This is a genomic window from Xylocopilactobacillus apis (genome assembly GCF_033095965.1).
Taxonomy (GTDB): Bacteria; Bacillota; Bacilli; order Lactobacillales; family Lactobacillaceae; genus Xylocopilactobacillus; species Xylocopilactobacillus apis.
On sequence record NZ_AP026801.1, the window covers coordinates 699285 to 720304 of the forward strand.

Genomic DNA, 21020 nt, shown 5'->3' on the forward strand with positions numbered 1-21020 from the left:
ATGGGATTATTTGATAAATTAAAAAAGTCACTTTTTGGCAATAATTCTGAAGAAGAAAAAAATGAGGAACAAGCAAATTTATCAGAGACTGATGATTTAAAAGAATCCGAAAATGATTCTGCTGATGAAGGACCTGCTTCTGAAACCAATGTACCTTTAGATCAAAAAACAGATGAGACTGATATTTCAGATCAAGAGCCAGAAGAAGCAGAAATACCAACACATGAATCAGAGAAAGATGAAGTAGATAATTTTCCTGAAGAATCTGATCATGATAAAGATCAAAAAGAAAAAGAGACAATTGAAGTTACTTCCAATGAAACTGAAGACAAAGCCGATAAAAATGAGAACGATCAAGAAGAAAATATCGAAGTAGATAATTCTCCTGAAGAATCTGATCATGGTGAAGATCAAAAAGAAGAAGAGACTATTGAAGTTACTTCTAATGAAACTGAAGAAAAAACTGATATAACGGGAGTTGCATCTGAAGATCAGCCTGAAAAAGAAAATGATGACTCTAAGCCCGATCAAAAGTATCAATCAGGCCTAAAAAAATCACGAAATAGTTTTGCTGCGGGCTTTAATCACTTTTTAGCTAAATTTAGAACAGTTGATAATCAATTTTTTGATGATCTTGAAGATTTTTTAATTGAGTCTGATGTTGGTTATGAATTAACGATGGATTTAACAGACCAGCTTAAAGAAATGGTTAAAGAAGAGAATCTTAAGACTAAAGAACAGATCGGACAGGCGATTGTTCAATATTTGGTTGATAGTTATGATACTGATGAGGCAGGGAAAGCTCTTAATCAGCAAGATGGTTTAAATATTTATCTATTTGTCGGTGTAAATGGTGCTGGCAAAACTACAACAATTGGTAAATTAGCCAATCGGCTCGTTAAAGAAGGAAAAAAAGTTATTTTAGTTGCGGGTGATACTTTTAGAGCAGGTGCTACTGAGCAGTTAGATCGCTGGGCAGTAAAAACCGGAGCAGAAATTGTAAAAGGGAAAACCAATCAAGATCCTGCATCACTTGTTTTTGAGGGAATTCATCGAGCAAAAGAGGAAAACGCGGACTATTTAATGATTGATACAGCTGGACGCCTTCAAAATAAAGTGAATTTGATGAATGAGCTTGATAAAATTAAGCGTACGATCAAAAAAGAGGCCGAAACTGATCCGACAGAGACTTTGCTGGTAATTGATGCCACCACGGGGCAAAATGGCTTAAATCAGGCAAAAGAGTTCAATCAAGTAACTAAATTATCAGGACTCGTTTTAAGTAAGCTTGATGGAACTGCCAAAGGTGGAATTGTCCTGCAAATTAAAAAGTCACTTAACATTCCAGTGAAATTAGTTGGTTTAGGAGAGCACGTAGATGATTTGGTTGATTTTGATCCCGTAGAATTCATGCGTGGTTTCTTCAGCGGAATCTTACAAGTATAATGAATTACGTAGAAAAACTGCGGATTACCCAATTAATTGATGTTTACGGCGAGTTGTTAACTGATAAGCAGCGTGACTATTTGACGTTTTATTATGATGAAGATCTTTCATTAAATGAAATCGGCGAATATTTTAAAATTAGCCGGCAGGCAGTTTCTGAAAATTTACGGCGCTCAGTTCAGCAGTTAGAGAATTATGAAGAAAAAATTGGTGTTTTAAATCGGCTAGATCAACTTGAGCAAGTTTTGAACCAGGCTGAAGAAAAAGAGCAGGCACCAAAGGATTTAATCGAAAAAATCCGCACAATTATGGATTTTGAAAGAGGTAATTAATGGCATTTGAAGGATTAACAGAAAGATTAAAAGAAACTTTTAAGAAAATAAGCGGCAAAGGCCGAATTAATCAAACTGATCTTGATAACGCAATGCGTGAAATTCGAGCAGCCTTGCTTGAAGCTGATGTTAGTTTGAAGGTAACTCGTGAAATAACCCGCCGAGTGTCAGAGAAGGCGATAGGTGCTGATGTTCTTGAGAGTATTACACCTGATCAGCAGATCGTTAAAATTGTTAACGATGAATTAACAGATGTAATGGGTGCTGAGGCTGCAAGTTTAAATAAATCTAAGCATATTCCGACGATTGTTTTGATGGTTGGTCTCCAAGGTGCTGGTAAAACAACTGCGGTTGGTAAGTTAGCGCGAAAACTAGTTGAAGAAAATAATGCTAGACCATTGTTAATTGCAGCCGATGTGTACCGTCCCGCTGCGATCGATCAGTTGAAAACTCTTGGTAAAACTTTAAACGTACCAGTTTATGACGAAGGGACCGATGTAGATCCAGTCGAAATTGTCAAAAATGGGCTTGAAAAAGCACATGAAAACAACAACGACTACGTCTTTATTGATACGGCTGGCCGATTAACAATTGACGAAGAGTTGATGGATGAGTTGAAGAGAATTAAAGATTTAACTCAGCCGACCGAAATTCTTCTAGTTGTTGATGCAATGACTGGTCAAACTGCCGTTGATGTTGCAAATGATTTTAATGACGCTTTAGGCATTACCGGGGTTGTTTTAACTAAACTTGATGGCGATACGAGAGGTGGGGCTGCCCTTTCAATTCGCTATGACACAGGAGTTCCAATTAAGTTTGTCGGAACTGGTGAAAAGTTAAGCGATCTTGATGTATTTTATCCAGATCGAATGGCTAGCAGAATTTTGGGAATGGGAGATATTTTATCTCTGGTTGAAAAAGCCCAACATCAGTATGATGAACAGCAAGCTCAAGATTTGGCACGCAAGATTCAAGAAAATAATTTTGATTTAGATGATTTTATTGAACAAATGAATCAAGTTCAAAAAATGGGACCAGTTGATGAATTAGTCAAAATGGTCCCAGGTCTTTCAAACATGCCGGGAGCTTCTAATATCCAATTTGGTGATAAAGATTTTGCTCATATGCGGGCAATTGTGTCCTCAATGACTCCAGATGAGAGAATGGATGCTAATCTTTTAACGCCAAAACGTAGAAAACGAATTGCTGCAGGTTCTGGCCGTGATGTAATGGAAGTCAATCGTTTGATTAAACAATATAAACAAACTTCAACCCTTATGAATAAGATGCAAAAAGGAAATATGGGTGGCATGGATCAGATGTTTGCGGGACAAGGTGTCAAAGGCAAACTTGGTCAGATGGCAATGAATTCCATGATTAAGAAAAATAAAAAGAAGAAAATGAAACGTTTGAAGAAAGTTAAACGTTTTAAAACAAGCTAGTCAAATTAATGCCCATCGTCGGGTATTTTTTTGACCCTTTTGCGTAATTTTTAGATGTAGGCAAATAAATTATGCAAAAGGAGTTTTATGAAAAAATATATTTTACCTTCAAACGATCTGGTCTTCAAAAAAACTTTTGCCAGTCCAGAAAATATTCACATTTTAAAAGGTCTTATCTGGGACTTTCTTCACATCAAAGCAAAAGATATTAAAATCGGGTCCCCTTACAACATCAGATCGCTTAAAGAAATCAAAAATAATGCCCGACTTCAGGTAACCATTGTTGATCTATATGCTCAGCTGGAAGATGGGACAGGGATCATTGTTGAACTGCAGGTCCTGCCTGAGTTATACTTAGCGGAAAGATTGATGCACTATTGGTCGGAGAAATACAGTGCGAATTATGGAATAAAAGGACTGGCAGATATTGAAACGGATAAGTACAATTCGTTAAGACCGGTGTATCAAATCGTAGTTTTATATCATAATTTTTTTGATGATGAGTTGCCGATTCATACGGTTGAAACGACAATAAGAGAAACTAAAGATACATTTAACGGTGGAGACGGCAGACAGCTGATGAAGATGGTAATAGTTGAGCTTAAGAAAGCGGCTGATAATCTACCAGCAGATGTGATTGAATGGTTTCAATATTTTAAAGGTAAACCGGTTGGAAAAAAAGCACCTAATTACATCAAAGATGCGCACAGAAAAGCAGAATACATTAATTTCAGTGAGGAGGAGAGAGAAATGTTAAGTGAAATTGAGAGAATCAAAGCAGATAATGAGAGCAGTCTTGCTTATGCGAGAAAACAAGCGATGGAGCAGGGTTTGGAACAGGGTTTAGAACAAGGTTTGGAGCAGGGCTTGGAGCAAGGCCTTGAAGAAGGAATTAATAAAGCTAAACTTGAAGATGCCAGTAAGATGTTAGACGAAGGCTTAGACATTGAACTTATTCAGAACATTACTGGACTTAGTTACGAGGAAATTAAAAAACTAAATTAACAATAGATGAAGCAGAGTAAAATCTGCTTTTTTAGTATTTAAAATTTGTTATTAACTACATTGCATAGTTTTTTAACTTAAATTTGAATTGCTGACACCGATACTAGTGTTGAAATGTTCAAAAAACTGTCAAGTAAAAATACTTTACACCACCCAAAAAAGTTGGTAGAATATTTAAGTTATCTTAACAAAAGGAGTACGTTTAATGGCAGTAAAAATTAGAATGACGAGAATTGGTAGAAAAAAGAAGCCGTTTTATCGGATCGTAGTAGCTGATTCTAGAATGCCCCGTGATGGCCGTTACATCGAACAGTTAGGTTATTTTGATCCTTTAGCTAATCCTCAAAAATTAGAATTAGATCAAGATAAGGCATTAGATTGGTTAAAGAAAGGTGCTCAGCCATCTGATACGGTCAGAAGTTTTCTTTCTAACCTTGGCGTCATGAAGAAATATCACGACGAAAAATATACAAAAAAATAATTGATAAAATATGAATGATGATCTAAACAAAATGGTCAGGACGTTAATTGCGCCTTTAGTGGCATATGAAGATAAGTTGGATATAGAGATTGATGATCAACCGGATGTAATTCAATTTATTATTCATTCAGCACCAAGTGATGTTGGTCGGCTAATTGGTCGTAATGGCAGCGTTGCTGAAAATATTCAGCAGATTATTCGAGCTTTCGGGCACCTTGGGTTAAAGAAAGTTCAAGTCTCTGTTATTGGTAATAATGACTAAAAATCAAAACTTCTTTCAAGTAGGAATTATTTTAAAAACTCATGGTCTTAAAGGAGAATTAAAAGTTAAATCAACTACTGATTTTCCAACGCGCTTTAAAATTGGTTCAAAACTTTTGATTAAATCTAAAAGTGGAGATATTCCAGTAGAAATAGCCAAAAGCCGTGAACAAGCAGGTTTTTGGTTCATAACGTTTAAAGACCTTAATGATATCAATCAAGTTGAAGATTTTGTCGGTCAAACACTTTTTGTAACTGAGCGTAATGATCAGTTAGAAAAAGATGAATTTTATGTTTCTGATGTAGTAGATTTACCAGTATATACGGTTAATCAAGAGAAATACGGCAAGTTAAAAGATGTTTTAAAATATGGACCAAACGATGTTTGGGTGATTGAAAACCAAGCAGGAAAAGAAATTTTATTACCGTATACAACAGATTTTATTAAAAGCGTTGACCTTGTGAATCAAAAAATAATTATTGATTTGGAATTATACGCAGATGAAAGTTGATGTTTTAACCCTTTTTCCTGAGATGTTTGCAGCTTTAGAGTCTTCGGTCATTGGAAAATCTTTTGAAAGTGAATTAGTAAAGTTAAATCTTATTAATTTTCGAGATTTTACGGACAATAAACAGCGGCATGTCGACGATGCACCATTTGGCGGTGGACCCGGAATGCTTTTGATGCCTCAACCGATTTTTAGTGCCTATGATACAATCGATCAAAGTGATTCTCCGCGGACTATTATTTTAGATCCCGGCGGCAAAACATTTGATCAAGCACTAGCGAGTGATTTATCCCAAAGTGAGCATTTAGTTTTCATCTGCGGGCACTACGAAGGATACGATGAAAGAATCAAAAGTTTAGCTACTGATGAAGTTTCCTTAGGAGATTTTGTCTTATCAGGCGGTGAACTTGCCAGCATGGTCATGTTAGATAGTATTATTCGATTGATTCCTGGAGTGTTAGGCAACAGCGATTCGACTGAGACAGAATCTTTTTCCCATTATTTACTGGAGTATCCGCAGTATACGAGACCCCGTGAATTTAGGGGGATGCAAGTGCCTGATATTTTAGTTAGCGGCGATCATCAAGCAATTAGAGATTATCAATTACAAGAAGCAATAAAAAGAACGCAAGAAAAAAGGCCAGACTTATATCAAAAGTTTATGGCACAAGATACAAATGATAGTTAATATTTTTGGAGGTTAGAATGAATCCAGTTATTGAAGAAGTTACAAAAGATCAAAAGAAAACGGATCTTCCTAAATTTAAAGCCGGAGATACGATCAGAGTTCATGCTCGGATCGTCGAAGGTAAGCGCGAAAGAATCCAGATTTTTGAAGGTGTTGTAATCAAACGTAAAGGTGGAGATAGTATCAGTGCCACTTATACAGTTCGTAAAATTTCTAGCGGTGTTGGAGTGGAAAGAACATTTCCTCTTCATTCACCACGTGTTGCAAAGATCGAAGTTATTAAAATCGGTAAAGTTAGAAGAGCTAAATTGTATTACTTCCGTAAACTTCGTGGTAAAGCAGCTCGTATTAAAGAAGTTAGAAAGTAATCAACAATCAGCAAAAGTCCTTGGATTGAGGGCTTTTTCTTTTGTTTTTTTCAAGTAATAATTTGCCGAAAATTGGTATTTATTTTATACTAGTAATCAATGTTTTACGGTAAAAAGATCGGTGGGTGAAAAAATGGAAAATAAATATTTAGAACGAATCAATGAATTAGCTCACTTACAGAAGACCGTTGGGCTTTCTGAAGAAGAAAAGAAGGAACAAGCTGAATTACGCCAAAAGTATTTGGAAGAATTCAAGAAAGGCTTTCGTTCGCAGATTGAAAGTTTAAAGGTTATTGATCCAGAAGGAAACGATGTAACACCTGAAAAACTAAAAGAAATTCAAAAGAAAAAAGGGTTACGAAAAGATTAAATTTAGGGAGAGAGATTAATGGCATGGATTATTTTGGCCTTAGTTATTGGCCTTTGTGGTGGAGTAGTAATTGGAATTTTTATTGCTCGTTCAACGATTAAAAAACAATTGGTTGAAAATCCACCGATTACAGAAGATATGATGCGCGCGATGATGATGCAGATGGGACAAACACCATCAAGTAAAAAATTACACCAGGTCATGGAAAGTATGAAAGATGCGCAGCGCAAAGCAAATAAACGAAAGAAGTAAGGATGAATATATTTTCGAAACTTTCGTGGTTTATTAAAGCTGAATGGAAGCGGTATTTAATTGGGATTGCAGATCTTTTATTCCTTGCAATAATCCATATGCTGCCTCCTTATATTATTGGCTTAATTGTTGATGAGCTTAATAAACACACTCTGACCTGGAACAAGTTATTATTCCAGGTTTTTTTGATATTAGTTTTAACATTAGTTGATTACGGAATGCGTTTTATTTGGCGTTACGCCCTTTTTGGTGGAGCGGCCAAATTAGAACAAACTTTAAGAAGAAGACTTTTTCAACATTACTTACAAATGGATGAAAAGTTTTTTCAAAAATATCGCGTCGGCGATTTAATGGCTCATGCCACTAATGATATTAATGCAGTTCAGCAGGTTGTCGGAAGCGGGGTCTTATCACTGGTCGACGCAGTTGTAACCGGTTTGACAACAATTTTTGCTATGGTTTTTATTGTTAGTCCTAAGCTAACAGCAATGACATTGATACCGATGCCTTTTCTAGCTGTAACAGCTTTCCTATTAGGTCAATGGATGCACAAGGCTTTTGATCGATATCAGGCATCATTCTCACGGCTTGATGATAAAGCACAAGAGAGTATGAGCGGGATCAAAGTTATCAAAGCTTTAGGGCAGGAAAAAGAAGATTACGAAGATTTTGCTCAAATGACTCAAAGTTCTTATCGAGCAGCTCGTAAAATTTTCTATATTGATCCATTGTTCGATTTATCTTCTCAGCTTTTCATTGGAATGACTTATGTTTTAACCATTTTTATCGGTGGCGGAATGGTAGCAGCTGGGACTTTAACAGTTGGAAAATTAGTATCTTATTTTTCTTATATTTTAAATTTAACTTGGCCGATGTTTGCGATTGGACAGATTTTTAATATCGTAGAGCGGGGGAACGCTAGTTATGATCGAATTAACTTTTTGATGCATGAAAAAAGCAGCATCATTGAATCAATTCATGACGATCATCAAATTCCAAGTGGCGATTTAAATTATCACATTGAGGAATTTAAGTATCCGGATGATTCCAAAACTGCGTTAACTAACGTGAACTTTGATTTAAAGAAAGGTCAGATCTTAGGTATTGTGGGACCCGTTGGGGCTGGGAAGAGCAGCATTATTAAATTATTACTGCGGACTTTTGACGATTATAACGGTGAAATAGTTTACTCAGGCAAAAACATCAAAGATTACTCACTTGATTCTTATTTAAAAGCAATTGGTTATGTTCCACAAGATAACTTTTTGTTCACCTCAAGTATTGCGGAAAATATTAAATTTGCGCGCTTTGAAGCTTCAATGGATGAAGTTAAAAAAGCAGCTCATATTGCTGATATTGATAAAGATATTAGTGAATTTCCAGAACAATACGATACTAAAGTAGGACAAAGAGGAGTTTCGCTTTCAGGCGGACAGCAGCAGCGTATTGCGATTGCGAGAGCTCTAATTACTGATCCTGATATTCTAATTCTTGATGACGCTTTATCAGCAGTCGATGCTTTAACTGAAAAAAATATTCTGCATAATTTAAAGTATGAACGAAGCGGAAAAACGACAATTATTTTGGCTCAGCGTTTAAGCAGTGTAATGAATGCAAATGAAATAATAGTTATGAGTAACGGAAAGATATCAGAACGTGGAAATCACGATGAACTGCTTGCTGCAAAAGGCTGGTATTACGATACTTGGAATAAACAGGAATCAGACCGGATGGGAGGTTTAACAGATGGTTAATGATGAACAAAATGAATCAGTCTGGGCCAAACACTTTACGCTTAAAGAACAATTTCAAATTATTAATCGGCTCAATCGCTATCTTCTTAAATATCCCTGGCATTTAATTTTTTCTGTGGTTTTAGGAGTTGTTTCAAGTATTACTTATATTGAGATGATGACTTTGATTCAAACTCTTTTGGATCAGCATTTAAAGCAGGGACAGACGGCAGCAAAATTATTGTTGGGTTTTACGCTATCTTATTTAGTTTTTGTATTTATTAGGGTTATAACCCAATATATTTCAGCATTTGTGTATTACAACGGGATGGAAAGAGCAAAGCAGGATCTTCGTAAAGACCTATACAAAAAAGTGATGGGCCTTGGAATGACATTTTTTGATCGAGTTCCTGCGGGTTCAATTGTGTCTCGATTAGTTAATGATACCGAGACAATGAACGATTTTTGGTACCTTTTTTACGCAATCGTAGCAGGTATTGTCTCAATTGTTACTTCACTAGTGACGCTTTATTTTAAAAACGTTCAGTTAACTCTATATTTAATGTGCTTCATTCCGGTAATTTTAATTATTGCGAGAATTTATTTCTATGTAAGTACTAAGAACTATCGTCAGATGCGCCAGCGATTGTCAGAAATCAACGTTAAAATTTCTGAATCAGTCGAAGGAATTAACATTATTCAACGGTTTCGCCAGGAAAAAAGAATTCAAAAAGAGTTTGATAAAACGAATGATGCATATTATAAGGCACGAAAAGATGTAATTAAAATGAACGCTTTATTGCTTGCCCCGATTATCAATCTCTTAAATGGATTAGCAAACATTTTAATCCTTTCATTTTTTGGAATTATGAGTTTTCATAATTCAATTGAGGTTGGGTATGTATTTTTATTTGTTAATTTAGCAAGTAATTTCTTTAATCCTTTTGTTAATATCATGGATGTTTTGTCTACTTTCCAAGATGGGATTGTGTCTGGAAGCCGAATTTTTCGGATTATGGATAGTGATATCAAAAATCCTAAACAGCACCCAAAAGAAGGTCTTGAAATTACTAAAGGAAAAGTCGAATTTCGTCACGTGACTTTTTCTTATAATGGCAAGGATCAGATTTTAAAAGATATCTCATTTGTCGTTGAACCGGGTGAAACTTTGGCTTTAGTAGGACACACTGGAAGCGGCAAAAGTTCAATCATTAATGTTTTAATGAGGTTTTATGAATTTGGATCGGGAGAAGTTCTGATTGATGATCGAGATATTCGTGATTATCCAATTTCTGAGATCAGAAAGAAGCTCGGCTTGGTTCTGCAGGATTCATTTATTTTTTATGGTGATGTTAAATCTAATATTCGGATGTTCAATCATAAAATTACTGATGAACAAGTTAAACAAGCTGCACAAATTGTTCATGCAGATCGATTTATCGAAAAATTACCGCAGCAATATAACGAAACGGTTATTGAAGGAGGAAAGCAATTTTCCACTGGTGAAAAGCAGCTTTTAGCATTTGCCAGAACGGTCGTTACTGACCCGAAAATTTTGGTTCTTGATGAAGCAACTGCTAATATCGATACTCAAACTGAGGAGCAGATTCAAGCTAGTCTTGCATCAATGAAGAACGGTCGGACTACGATTGCAATAGCACATCGACTTTCAACTATTGTTGATGCTAATCAGATTTTAGTTCTCGATGACGGACAAATTATTGAAGCTGGAACTCATGAAACATTGATTAATAAAGGTGGTTATTATGCTAAGATGTTTAAACTTCAGCATAGTACAGTAGATTAAAAATTGCCTGAGATTTTTCTCAGGTTTTTTTATGGAAAAATCCGTTTAAATTAAAGCGCTTTTACCTTACAATAGAACGTAGATTATAGATGAAAGGCAGTATTAATGGAACATCAATATCGTTATGATCTTCGCTATTCATTTGATCCCAAAACATTTAGTGAACAACAAAAACAAGATTTAATTGATTTTTTATCAGAAAGCACAACTGATGGAGTCACTTTTTTCCTCAATCAAGAAGAATTAAATCGCGGTCATGTAACAGAAGTTGAGGCTGACGAGTGGCTTGATATCATGAAGGAACTGACTCCTAAGCTTCATGAAATGGGTGTGAGTGTTAGTGTAAATCCTTGGACAACGCTTTTGCATAGTGATCGGGGGCCAAAAATTAATCCTGTTTTAGGCTTTTCTCCGATGGTTGATTATACTGGTGAATCAGCAGTTGCAGTTGCTTGTCCTGCGGATCCTAAATGGAAAAAATATATTGCTCGAATATATGGACACTATGCCACAATTAAACCCGATTATCTTTGGTTAGAAGATGACTTTAAGCATTACAAGCATACGCCACATATTACAACTGGCTGTTTTTGTGAGCGGCATATGGAAATTTATTCTAAAAAACTTGGTTACGAAATCAGTCGAGAAGATTTTGTTAATCGGATATTAGAAGATGGAGCTCCCACTAAAGAACGGCAAGTTTATTTGGCAGTTGCAAGAGAAGAAATGATTGATGCAGCTGCGGGCATTGAAAAGAGAGTTCATGAAGTGTCGCCGAAAACTCGTTTAGGATTGATGTGTTCGTTTCCCGAAATGCATGCGATGGAAGGACGAGACTGGCATAAGCTGCTTAGAACGTTAGCAGGGTCTGTCGGAGCTGCGGTAAGACCGCATCTGCCAGCTTATGAAGAAGTTGCAGGGGTAATCTATTCACGAGTGTTTAACCAATATACGAGAACTACTGCTGCCTTGGTGCCGGATGATATTCAAATTTTTCCAGAGTTAGAGAATTATATGTACTCTCCTTATGCTAAATCTAAACGATTTACGCAGTTTCAGATCGAGTCAACGGCAATCTTGCCGGCTGATGGGATTCTTTTAAATTTATATGACATGATTGGCAGTGGAGTTGTTAAAAGCTTTGATTATGCTTCAATGCTGCAAGAATCTCGTTCATTAATGGAATTTTTAACATCACATAAATTAAATCAGCGTCAAGGTGTAAAAGTCTTGCTAAATCAGGACGAATCATTTTACCGCGTAAATTCTCAGCCGGGAACATTAGCAGGCCTTTATCCGACTGCCTATCAGTGGGTTTCCTTACTATCAACTTTTGGAATTCCGACCGTACCCGTTTTCTATGACGGACAAGAATATCATAACGCGACAATTGCGATTTCAGGTCAGGTGCTAAGAGGATTTGATGCTTCAAAAGTTCGTCAGTTGCTGGAAGATAATTTTGTAATTCTTGATGGAGAAGCAATTCAGGTCGTTATCGATTTAGGATTGCAAGATCTTCTAAATATTGAAGATAGTACTTGGCATGAGGAAAGAACTAATTATCAGTCATTTGAAGAATATCGCAAATCAATGGAAGGAATTGAAAAACCACGAGTAAGCATGCTGCAGCATATAGGAGCTTACCTGCAGAATGATTATCAAAAAGGTTCTGATACCCAAATATTATCCGATGCTTATAACGCGAAAACTGAAAAACTTGGTTCAGTAATGGCATTAGTTAATAAGAAAACCTTGTTAATGCCACTGGCGGTAGATCCTAAATATGGTTATGGTGATCAATATACTAACTTTAAAGCAGATATTTTCCAAGAAATCTTAAGTAAATATTGTGAGCTTCCTTACGTTTCAGAAATGCCGGCAGTAAACGTCAGCGTTGGAGAGGATAATCACCATTTAGCACTAGTTTTAGCTAATTTTTCATTGGATGACTATAAAGAAATTAAGCTTCATTTACCTAATGAGTTCGAAGCTAATATCGAGTTTGAGGTATCTTTTAGAGATGGTTCCGATGTTGTTCATCAAACTCTAACTGCAAAAAAAGTAGGTAATGATTATATTTTACCCGTGAATATTTCAGGACTCAGTTTGATGTATTTGGTCAAGAAATAAATTAACAAACCAAATTACGAGCTTTATTTTAGAGAGTGGTCATTCTAAAATAAGGCTATTCTTTTGTTTTATTGGAGGTGATCATTTGAAGAAAAAGTTTCTAATAGGAACCATAATTGGTTTAGTTTGCATTTTAGTATTTGGAGCAATTTATTTATCAAAAAAAGTCGATTCTAAACCGCAAGTTGCAGAATTTCCAAGTTTAAAATCAGGAAAAGTAACAATCAAAGAGCCACTAATTATGGTTCCAGGATCAGGTGGGACCGCTGATAGTTATGACACAATGATTGATCAGCTCAAAAAAGACGAAAAAGGAGTTAATTGGTTAAAATTAACAGTAGATCAAAAAGGTAAAGTGACTTCTCAAGGAAATTTACATAAAACAGACAAAATTCCGATTGTCGTGATTGGTTTTGCTGACAGTAGTGATGAATCTGTTCCAGCGCAAGGACAATGGTTAGGCAATGCTTTTCAATATTTAAAAAAGTATTATAAATTTAAGAAATTCAATTATTTAGGTCACTCTAATGGAGGTTTGATTATCACTTATTATTTAGAATCTCATGTCAAAAATGGTGATCCAATTCCAGATAAATTAATGTTTTTAGGAGCTCCTTTCAATGGAATTGAAGCAGACGAAAACAAGCTTGATAATCATAATAAATTAAAAACAATTTCTAGTGACTTAAAACCATTACTCGCGGCAAAGAATAAACTGCCACGGAATATTGAAGTAAGTAACATTTATAGTAATCTTGAAGATGATTCAGACGGGATTGTTCCAGTAGAAAGTGTTAAAGCCGGCAAAATGTTATATGGTCACAGTAGAGAGTATGAAGATCATGAATTAAAAGAAAAAGTTGCTCATGCATGGCTTGTTGAAAATAATACGGTCTTTGATGAAGTAGAGACTTTTTTCTTTCAGAAAAAGCTGAGGTTATGAATTTATTTTTTCAATAATTTTTACCTTATAAAATTTGTAAAAAATTATTAGAACTTTCTTTTTTGATTTTTTGAATTAATATCACATAATGTTCAAAGATATAGATTATTTTATTTATCTAAGATATTGAAGTTTTATTTCAAAAATTATAATATTTATTTTTAAATTTCGGACAATAATAATTCAAATTCAAATTATAATAAGAAATATCTTAAATATAATGCTAAAACTATGTGCATAGAAAGGAAGAAAATATCGGAATGAAAAAAAAGAGTTTAAAATTTACATTTACTTTTATTTTTTCATTTCTTTTAATTCTTACTTTGATTTTCCTACAGGTTACGAATGGTTTTCTTTCTCGTGCAGACGGCAACATTAATGAAGACTCTGCTGTCAACGAAAGTTTAAAAGCGCCTTCTAATAATAAAGTTGAAAATAATTCAACAGGCAAAAATGATTCAAAAAAAAGTTTGGTCAGAATTGGGGAAACTGACGTAAGTGATTTTACTTTTGATTCTTTCAATGATCTTAATTTAACGTGCAATGTAGTTAAGTATAACGGAACTGATCCTATTGTAGTGATGCCAGATACCGTTGATTACAATGGAAAGATTTATCGGATAACTACCTCAGGAGCAGTTTTTTTCACAAACAATTATGTAAAAAGCATTACTACTGGTAGAAACCTTAATAAATTGGGAACAAATTTTGCCAGCAGTTGTGCAAATCTTGAAACAGTATCTTTGAATGAAGGGATCACTTCAATTGATGGATCTTCTCTTCAAAATGATCCAAAGCTTGTTAGCTGTAATTTGCCTGAGAGTCTAATTTCAATGGGTGATTGGGCGTTTACGAATGACACTTCTTTGCAAAGAATTGATCTTCCTACTAATTTAACAACAATGGGATATGGTGCTTTTCAAAGTTGTACGAGTCTTAAAACACTTACTTTTGGAGCTGATTCTAAATTATCGATAATACCAACAGCTGCTTTTGCCTATTGTAGTAATCTTCAAGGAATAATTACAATTCCAAAAAATGTGACTGAAATCAAAGATACAGCTTTTTTTGCATGTTGTTCAAATGGCGTAAGTAGTTTAAATTTTGAGACAGGATCTAAACTTACTGCGATCGGAGAAAAAGCTTTTGAATCTTGTAAAAAGATGCAGGGTAGTTTAGTTTTACCAGAAGGGTTGTTAAGTATAGGGATAGAGGCTTTTGCAAGTACTGAAATATCAAGCTTAACGATTCCATCAACGTTAACATCAATTCCTAACGGCTGTTTTCAATATGCCAAAATCACTGATTTAACAGTGCCAGGTACGATAAAGACAATTGGTAAAGATGCATTTTCAGTAAATCCAATAAAAAAATTGATTTTAGAAAATGGACTCGAAACGATTGCTCCTCAAGCTTTTCAATTTATTCAAGCAAAAGAACTAATTATTCCAGACACCGTTACTGAAATAGGTTATCAAGCTTTTTGGAGCGGTAAATTAGAGAAAGTCGTAATTCCATCACAAGCAAAACTTGGGTATCAAAATTTTCTTTATGATGCATTTTCTTGGAACAATTTGTGGGACATTGAAATGAGTCCTTATAATGCACCAATTGGAATTGGGGATCAAACATTCAATGGACAAAGTATTTATAAACATTTAACTTATCAAACAGATATTCCAGTTGATGATCTGTTTGATGTACACATTGACGGAATTGATCAAGCAAAAAAATTGCTTTTTTCTAATATGACTAACGGTGTTACCTATTCAAATGGAAGTTTTCATGTTCCAGCAAATGTGACAAGGTTTGTCTTTAATTTTGATGGATATATTTCTTCAAGTGGTCAAGAGGATAAATCTTACAACGGGATTTATACAGTTGATTTTGGAGATAGCAATATTAGAGTGCGAGATGTTATTGTTATTCAAGATTCCACCTGGAATCCAGTTGATAATTTTGTCAGTGCAGTAGATAATGCAGGTAATGATGTCCCATTTTCTGAAATAACGGTAAATCCTACAACGGTTGATACTCATATATTAGGCACTTATCCAGTTGAGTATTCGTATCAAGGGTCTTCTTCAACGGCAAATGTGATTGTTACTAAAAGAACGACTCCTACATCATCGGTTAAAATTAATTATTTTCAGATAAACGACGACGGAAGTTTAAGTTCAACACCAGTTCCGGGAGCCCCTGTAACTCCTAACATTGAAGGATTCGTTGGATTAAATTGGTCTTTTGCAGCTGTTAGTCAGATTGGTGATTATGAATTAGTAGGATCTAGTGATACAGAAGGACATTTTAGTCCAGGTTTAGATACCCAAAACGGTACTTTTAAAGAAGATACGGGGACCAATCCGCATATTGATTTTTATTATGCTAAAAAAACATCGTCTTTCTTTACAAAAGCCCCGCCAAATTTAAACTTTGGAAGCATGCATTTTAATGGATCAACTAATAAATTAGTAAATGGTCCTGCTCGTTTAGGCTTCCATATTGGAAGTGGAGTATCTAATATCCAGCTTACGGCTCAAATGAGTAATTTTATGCCTGTTGGGCATGGCGGTCCTGACGTTGATGGAACAATTAAAATTAATGCAGATAACAGCATGATTGAAAAGGATGGAAATCTTGATTCTCTGACAAAGCCTTCTTTTACATCTAGTCAATACAATATTTCTTCAACTGATCAAACAGCAACAATTTTATTTGATAGTCTAACAGCTTCAAATAAAGGTAATTGGACCGTATCTTTTAAAAGCGAAAATACTTCACTATTTATTCCGCGAGTTGGCAGTGCCGGCAACTATAGGGCCAAAATTTCTTGGACTGTTGTGAGTGATTATCCTTAATAAATTAGTTAAGTGATTTTTTAGGTTATTGCTATGATAAAATGTTCTTATATTTAGGAGATTGATAATTATGGACTATAATTTCGATGATCGCCTTTTATGGGAATCAGTAATATTAGACAAAGAAAATTTTCATGATGATCGACTGAGGTTAAATGGCATTTATTATCGTTATGAAAGCAGGATGCCGTTAAAGCTAGGGGACACCGTGATAATTACTGGAACCAAAGGGAATATTTTAATTTTAGAAAAAAAGATGGTAGGAGATAGTGATGTTACCTTTTAATATGATTGCTTTGATAGTATTAGTAGTTTTTGTACTTTTTTTAATAATTAGTCATGCAGTAGCTGTAATTCCGCAGAATCAGGTTGGAATGGTTTCGACACTTGGGAAATATTCAAAAAAAATTGAACCAGGACTTCATATTATTTTGCCTTATATCACAAGAGTGGATCGAGTTGATTTAGCGCAAGTACCTTTGAAATTAAATGAACAGTCGGTTATTTCAAAAGATAATGCCGAAGTAATAATAAGCCTTTCTTTAAATTATCATGTTACAGATCCTTATAAGTTTACATTTGAAAATGCCGATTCAGTTCAGAGTATGATTCAACAGTCGCGGGCCCACTTACGAGGAATTATTGGGACAATGGATCTAAATGAAGTTTTAAATGGAACTGAACGAATTAATGCTGAACTCTCAAAAGAGCTTGATTCTATTACTGACTCATATGGGGTTAATGTTGATCGAATTAATATTGATACAATTCAACCCACACCAGAAATTCAAGAATCAATGAATAAACAAATTAATGCAACTCGGGAAAGAGAAGCAGCCATTGCAAAAGCTGAAGGGGAAGCAAGAAGTATCGAATTAACGAACAAAGCAAACAATGATGCTTTAATTGCTACCGCAGAAGCTAATGCCCAAGCTGTAAAAGTAGCAGCTGATGCTGAAACTTATCGAATTACTAAAGAAAATGAAATTTTGAGTCAAACTTCTGATCAATATTTAGCAGCTCAAAGTATTGATGCTTTTAGAAAATTGGCAGGCAGTGAAACAAATACTGTTGTTGTTCCAACTTCAGTTACTGATTCGTTGGGCAGTATTAAAACTTTAAGTGCAGTTGTTGAAAGTAAGAAGGCAAAGAACTAGTGAAATTTAAAAAATTTGGTCAAAAAGGAAAAGTTTTAAAAGAAGATAAAATTTATGAAGGCCCAATTTTTGATCTCGTTAAACAAGAAATTCAAACACCTGATAATCTGGTGGTAAAAAGAGATTTAATTAAACACGGACCAGCGGTTAATCTGCTAGCAATTACGCCAGATCATAAAATTATTTTAAACGAAGAATATCGACCGGGTGTAAATAGTGAAGTAATTGCTTTACCAGCAGGGCTGACCGATCTCGGAGAAACTGATGAAGAAGCTGCTAGAAGAGAACTGAAAGAAGAAACTGGTTATATTGCTCAAGACGTTAAAATGATGACTTATGTTACTAGTTCCGATGGATTTACTACTGAAATGGTGGGGTTAGCACTGGTCAAGTTTGATCCAAATGTCAGAGGAGAGCAGCATTTTGATTCAGATGAGTTTGTAACGAATCATCTTGTTCCATTTGAAGAAGTTTTGGAACTAGTTAAAGAAGGTAAGATTTTTTCAGCTCATACAGTGGCTTCAATTATGTATTTCAATGCATTTGAGAGAGACTTTTAATGACAGTTATTTTTGCTCACCGAGGGGTTCATAATTTGGATCCAGAAAATTCGATGGCTTCCTTTAAGGAAGCTATTTCTATAGGGATTGAAGGAATCGAAACTGATGTTCATTTAACAAAAGATTTTGTACCGGTAATTATGCATGATGAATCTTTACAAAGAATGACGGGTGACGAACGTTATATTAAGGATTTAACTTTATCTCAATTAAAAGAATTGAGGTTGAATAATTCTAATGAACAAATTCCGACTTTGATAGAATTTTTAGCGTTTTTAAAAGAAAGCAATTTTCAAGGTGTTTTAAATTTAGAAGTTAAAACAGACAAAATTCATTATCCACGAATTGAAGAAATAACAGTTGAGCTGATTAAAGAATATTCGGGAAATTACCGAGTAATTTTTTCTAGCTTTTATCCACCTTCAGTTGTTAAATTACACGATATTTCTGATTTTGAATGTGCTCTTTTGTTTAAGTGTAGTGATCGAAAAGCAAAAGATTTGTATCGAAAAGGCATCATTCAAAGCTTTCATCCAATGTATTTATATGTTTATCTCAACAGTTCTATTCCAATCCGGCCTTGGACAATAAATAACAGTCGTCAATTGCAAAAGTGCTTTTTAAATGGGATTGAGGGAGTATTTACTGATGAACCGCAATTAGCTGCCAAGATAAAAAAAGAGATTCAACTTTTAGACAATTGAATCTCTTTTGCGAGGAAACTATTATTAAAGATGACATCATTTTTTAAATAAATTTTGCCAAATTCGTCAATTAAACCATGAAAGTCTTGAGCCTCGTGATAAGTAAATTCTTGAGGTAAAGTTATATGACACTTTAAATCTTCATAACGATTAGTATGTGAAAATCCTAACTTTTTAAATAGACGCCTAGTGTACGAATCAGGAATAAATTCAACTTGGTCAAAAATATAAACCAGATATACATCAGCTGTCTCATTTCCAATTCCAGTAATATTTAAAAGTTCTTTTCGAAGCTGACTTTTGGTCTCTCCATTTTGAAGTAAAAAATTCCAATCTCGGTTGTTAAACCATTGATAAATAAGTTTGATAGTTCGAGATTTATTGCGATAGAATCCACTCGGTTTAATTGTTTCGATTAATTCTTGATCAGTTAAGTGCAAAATCTTTTCTGGTTTAAAATTAGTTTTATTTTTAAGTGCTTGAAGCGACAAATCGGCATTTTTCCAAGTGGTATTTTGAACTAAGATGGCACCAATAATAATTTCTTGTTTAGAGTCAGCGGGCCACCAACCAGATGGTCCCATGTGTTTTGATAAAGTTTGATATAACCAGTTTAGTTCAATCATAACGATGACTATTTTTTACGAGGTCCGTGGGTTTTTTCATAAGAATTTTGAATTTGGAAAAAATGTTTTTCAAAGTTATTTTGAAAATATCGATAGTAAAGTAAATCAATTGAATAAAGCTGTGCTAGCAAACTAGTAGTCTCAGAAGTTCTCATTTTATTAGGAAAAGAGGTGGCGCTATAGTTCAGGACGTAATCAGCACATTTTGCTAAGGAACTTTTTGGGGTTTTAGTGAGAACGACGGTTTTTATTTCTTCTGGAATAGATTTAAGTAAATTTTTTAAAAGAGGCCTTTCTCCGCTATTAGAAATTACAATAAATAAACCAGGAACTTCTTGATTTACAACATGAGCAATTACTTCATCAACATCGTGACCGACAAAAGGAGTCAAACCAAGCCGCCCAAACTTTTGAGCAAAATCTGATGCTGCTAAAAGAGAAGACCCCATTCCATATACACTAATACTTTTACTTTTATCAATTAATTTTACAACTTCATTGATTGTACTATCGTTTAAAGTTTTATTTGTGTCAGAAAGTGTTTGTTGAATTCGAACCGTTAGTTTCTCTTTGACGGTGCTCAAATCTTCATCTGGAGAAATTTCTTCAAGTAATGTTTTATCAAGATTTTGTAAAGCTGAAAGTCGAATTTTAAAATCTGAAAAACCTGTCGCACCGACAGTTCTGGAAAAACGTACAATAGTAGCCTGACTAGTTTCACAAGCATCGGCTAATTCTTTAATGCTCATTTGGAGAACATCATTTTGATTATTAAGAACGTAAACCGCAATTCTTTTTTCGGCAAAACTGAAGTTCTTTAGATTCTCTTTTATTTTTAATAGTATATTTTCGGCCATTTGTTTAATCTTTTAGTTCCTATAATACATCATACTAAGCATATACCTATATATATAAAGTATCTCATATGAAATTAAATGATAAAAATTTTCCTAATTTTCTTACTTTGTTAAAATTATACCAAAAAACAGAGAAAAACCCACTGAGATATTGCTTTTAACTGAAAATGTAAAAAAAGACTTTCGTTATTTATAAATAATATTGATAGCATTCTGTTTTATTCTTCGTATCTATTTTTTCTAAAAAAAAATTTTAGAAAATAAGGAATATAAAATTGTTTTGCTTAACTTTTTAAAACGATAACTAATTATTATCCTTTCTATAATAAAAAGCTAATTGCAAAATTGTCAATATTTTTTTTGGTCTTTGAATTAAAATAATATTAAATGCATTTTACATGCCTGCCAAATTTTAAAATATAAATTTAATTAAAATTAATTTGATTATTTATTGAATATTCGTTAGTATGTAACAAAATAAGAACAAAGGA

Annotated in this window: 22 protein-coding genes; 20 read left to right on the forward strand and 2 right to left on the reverse strand. The window is 34.3% G+C overall.

Annotated elements, in window-relative coordinates:
• From ftsY to R8749_RS03325, 20 genes are all read left to right on the forward strand, one after another.
• Entirely contained in the window at positions 1-1446 is a 1446-nt protein-coding gene (gene ftsY, locus R8749_RS03230) for a signal recognition particle-docking protein FtsY (protein WP_317697965.1), read from the forward strand.
• Entirely contained in the window at positions 1446-1778 is a 333-nt protein-coding gene (gene ylxM, locus R8749_RS03235) for a YlxM family DNA-binding protein (protein WP_317697966.1), read from the forward strand. Before ftsY ends, ylxM begins: the two co-directional genes overlap by 1 nt.
• Positions 1778-3220 carry a signal recognition particle protein gene (ffh, locus tag R8749_RS03240; protein WP_317697967.1) on the forward strand — a complete coding sequence of 481 codons (1443 nt, stop codon included), beginning with the start codon at positions 1778-1780 and terminating at the stop codon, positions 3218-3220. The genes ylxM and ffh overlap by 1 nt, the downstream gene beginning before the upstream one ends.
• Positions 3221-3307: 87 nt before the next feature.
• Entirely contained in the window at positions 3308-4225 is a 918-nt protein-coding gene (locus tag R8749_RS03245; RefSeq protein ID WP_317697969.1) for an Rpn family recombination-promoting nuclease/putative transposase, read from the forward strand.
• Between the two features lie 205 nt (positions 4226-4430).
• Positions 4431-4706 carry a 30S ribosomal protein S16 gene (rpsP, locus tag R8749_RS03250; RefSeq protein WP_317636103.1) on the forward strand — a complete coding sequence of 92 codons (276 nt, stop codon included), beginning with the start codon at positions 4431-4433 and terminating at the stop codon, positions 4704-4706.
• A 10-nt stretch (positions 4707-4716) separates the two neighbouring features.
• A complete protein-coding gene (locus R8749_RS03255; RefSeq protein ID WP_317697970.1) occupies positions 4717-4968 on the forward strand; it encodes a KH domain-containing protein in 252 nt (83 codons plus the stop codon).
• The gene (gene rimM / locus R8749_RS03260; RefSeq protein WP_317697971.1) at positions 4961-5479 is read left to right on the forward strand and encodes a ribosome maturation factor RimM; all 519 of its coding nucleotides are present in this window, start codon (positions 4961-4963) and stop codon (positions 5477-5479) included. The genes R8749_RS03255 and rimM overlap by 8 nt, the downstream gene beginning before the upstream one ends.
• Positions 5469-6164 (forward strand): tRNA (guanosine(37)-N1)-methyltransferase TrmD, encoded by a 696-nt coding sequence (gene trmD, locus R8749_RS03265; protein ID WP_317697973.1) that lies wholly within the window; start codon positions 5469-5471, stop codon positions 6162-6164. Before rimM ends, trmD begins: the two co-directional genes overlap by 11 nt.
• A 17-nt stretch (positions 6165-6181) precedes the next feature.
• Positions 6182-6532, forward strand: coding sequence for a 50S ribosomal protein L19 (gene rplS / locus R8749_RS03270; protein ID WP_317697974.1), 351 nt, complete (start codon positions 6182-6184; stop codon positions 6530-6532).
• 133 nt (positions 6533-6665) lie between these two features.
• Entirely contained in the window at positions 6666-6902 is a 237-nt protein-coding gene (locus R8749_RS03275) for a DUF896 domain-containing protein (RefSeq protein WP_317697975.1), read from the forward strand.
• An 18-nt stretch (positions 6903-6920) separates the two neighbouring features.
• The gene (locus R8749_RS03280) at positions 6921-7154 is read left to right on the forward strand and encodes a YneF family protein (protein ID WP_317697976.1); all 234 of its coding nucleotides are present in this window, start codon (positions 6921-6923) and stop codon (positions 7152-7154) included.
• Between the two features lie 2 nt (positions 7155-7156).
• Positions 7157-8908, forward strand: coding sequence for an ABC transporter ATP-binding protein (locus R8749_RS03285; protein ID WP_317697978.1), 1752 nt, complete (start codon positions 7157-7159; stop codon positions 8906-8908).
• Entirely contained in the window at positions 8901-10694 is a 1794-nt protein-coding gene (locus R8749_RS03290; RefSeq protein WP_317697979.1) for an ABC transporter ATP-binding protein, read from the forward strand. Before R8749_RS03285 ends, R8749_RS03290 begins: the two co-directional genes overlap by 8 nt.
• Before the next feature lie 105 nt (positions 10695-10799).
• Positions 10800-12824 carry a hypothetical protein gene (locus tag R8749_RS03295; protein ID WP_317697980.1) on the forward strand — a complete coding sequence of 675 codons (2025 nt, stop codon included), beginning with the start codon at positions 10800-10802 and terminating at the stop codon, positions 12822-12824.
• Between the two features lie 85 nt (positions 12825-12909).
• The gene (locus R8749_RS03300; RefSeq protein WP_317697981.1) at positions 12910-13767 is read left to right on the forward strand and encodes an alpha/beta fold hydrolase; all 858 of its coding nucleotides are present in this window, start codon (positions 12910-12912) and stop codon (positions 13765-13767) included.
• Between the two features lie 260 nt (positions 13768-14027).
• Positions 14028-16625: a leucine-rich repeat protein gene (locus R8749_RS03305; protein ID WP_317697982.1), complete on the forward strand. Its 2598-nt coding sequence runs from the start codon at positions 14028-14030 to the stop codon at positions 16623-16625.
• Between the two features lie 70 nt (positions 16626-16695).
• Positions 16696-16911 carry an NfeD family protein gene (locus R8749_RS03310; protein ID WP_317697983.1) on the forward strand — a complete coding sequence of 72 codons (216 nt, stop codon included), beginning with the start codon at positions 16696-16698 and terminating at the stop codon, positions 16909-16911.
• The gene (locus tag R8749_RS03315) at positions 16898-17782 is read left to right on the forward strand and encodes an SPFH domain-containing protein (RefSeq protein ID WP_317697985.1); all 885 of its coding nucleotides are present in this window, start codon (positions 16898-16900) and stop codon (positions 17780-17782) included. The genes R8749_RS03310 and R8749_RS03315 overlap by 14 nt, the downstream gene beginning before the upstream one ends.
• A complete protein-coding gene (locus R8749_RS03320; RefSeq protein WP_317697986.1) occupies positions 17782-18342 on the forward strand; it encodes an NUDIX hydrolase in 561 nt (186 codons plus the stop codon). Before R8749_RS03315 ends, R8749_RS03320 begins: the two co-directional genes overlap by 1 nt.
• The gene (locus R8749_RS03325) at positions 18342-19046 is read left to right on the forward strand and encodes a glycerophosphodiester phosphodiesterase family protein (protein WP_317697987.1); all 705 of its coding nucleotides are present in this window, start codon (positions 18342-18344) and stop codon (positions 19044-19046) included. Before R8749_RS03320 ends, R8749_RS03325 begins: the two co-directional genes overlap by 1 nt.
• Here the strand turns inward: R8749_RS03325 and R8749_RS03330 are convergent.
• On the reverse strand, positions 19028-19672 hold the full coding sequence (locus tag R8749_RS03330; RefSeq protein ID WP_317697988.1) for an endonuclease III domain-containing protein: 645 nt from the start codon (positions 19670-19672) through the stop codon (positions 19028-19030). The genes R8749_RS03325 and R8749_RS03330 overlap by 19 nt on opposite strands.
• A gap of 8 nt (positions 19673-19680) precedes the next feature.
• Positions 19681-20529 (reverse strand): MurR/RpiR family transcriptional regulator, encoded by an 849-nt coding sequence (locus tag R8749_RS03335; RefSeq protein ID WP_317697989.1) that lies wholly within the window; start codon positions 20527-20529, stop codon positions 19681-19683.
• Between the last annotated feature and the right edge of the window lie 491 nt (positions 20530-21020).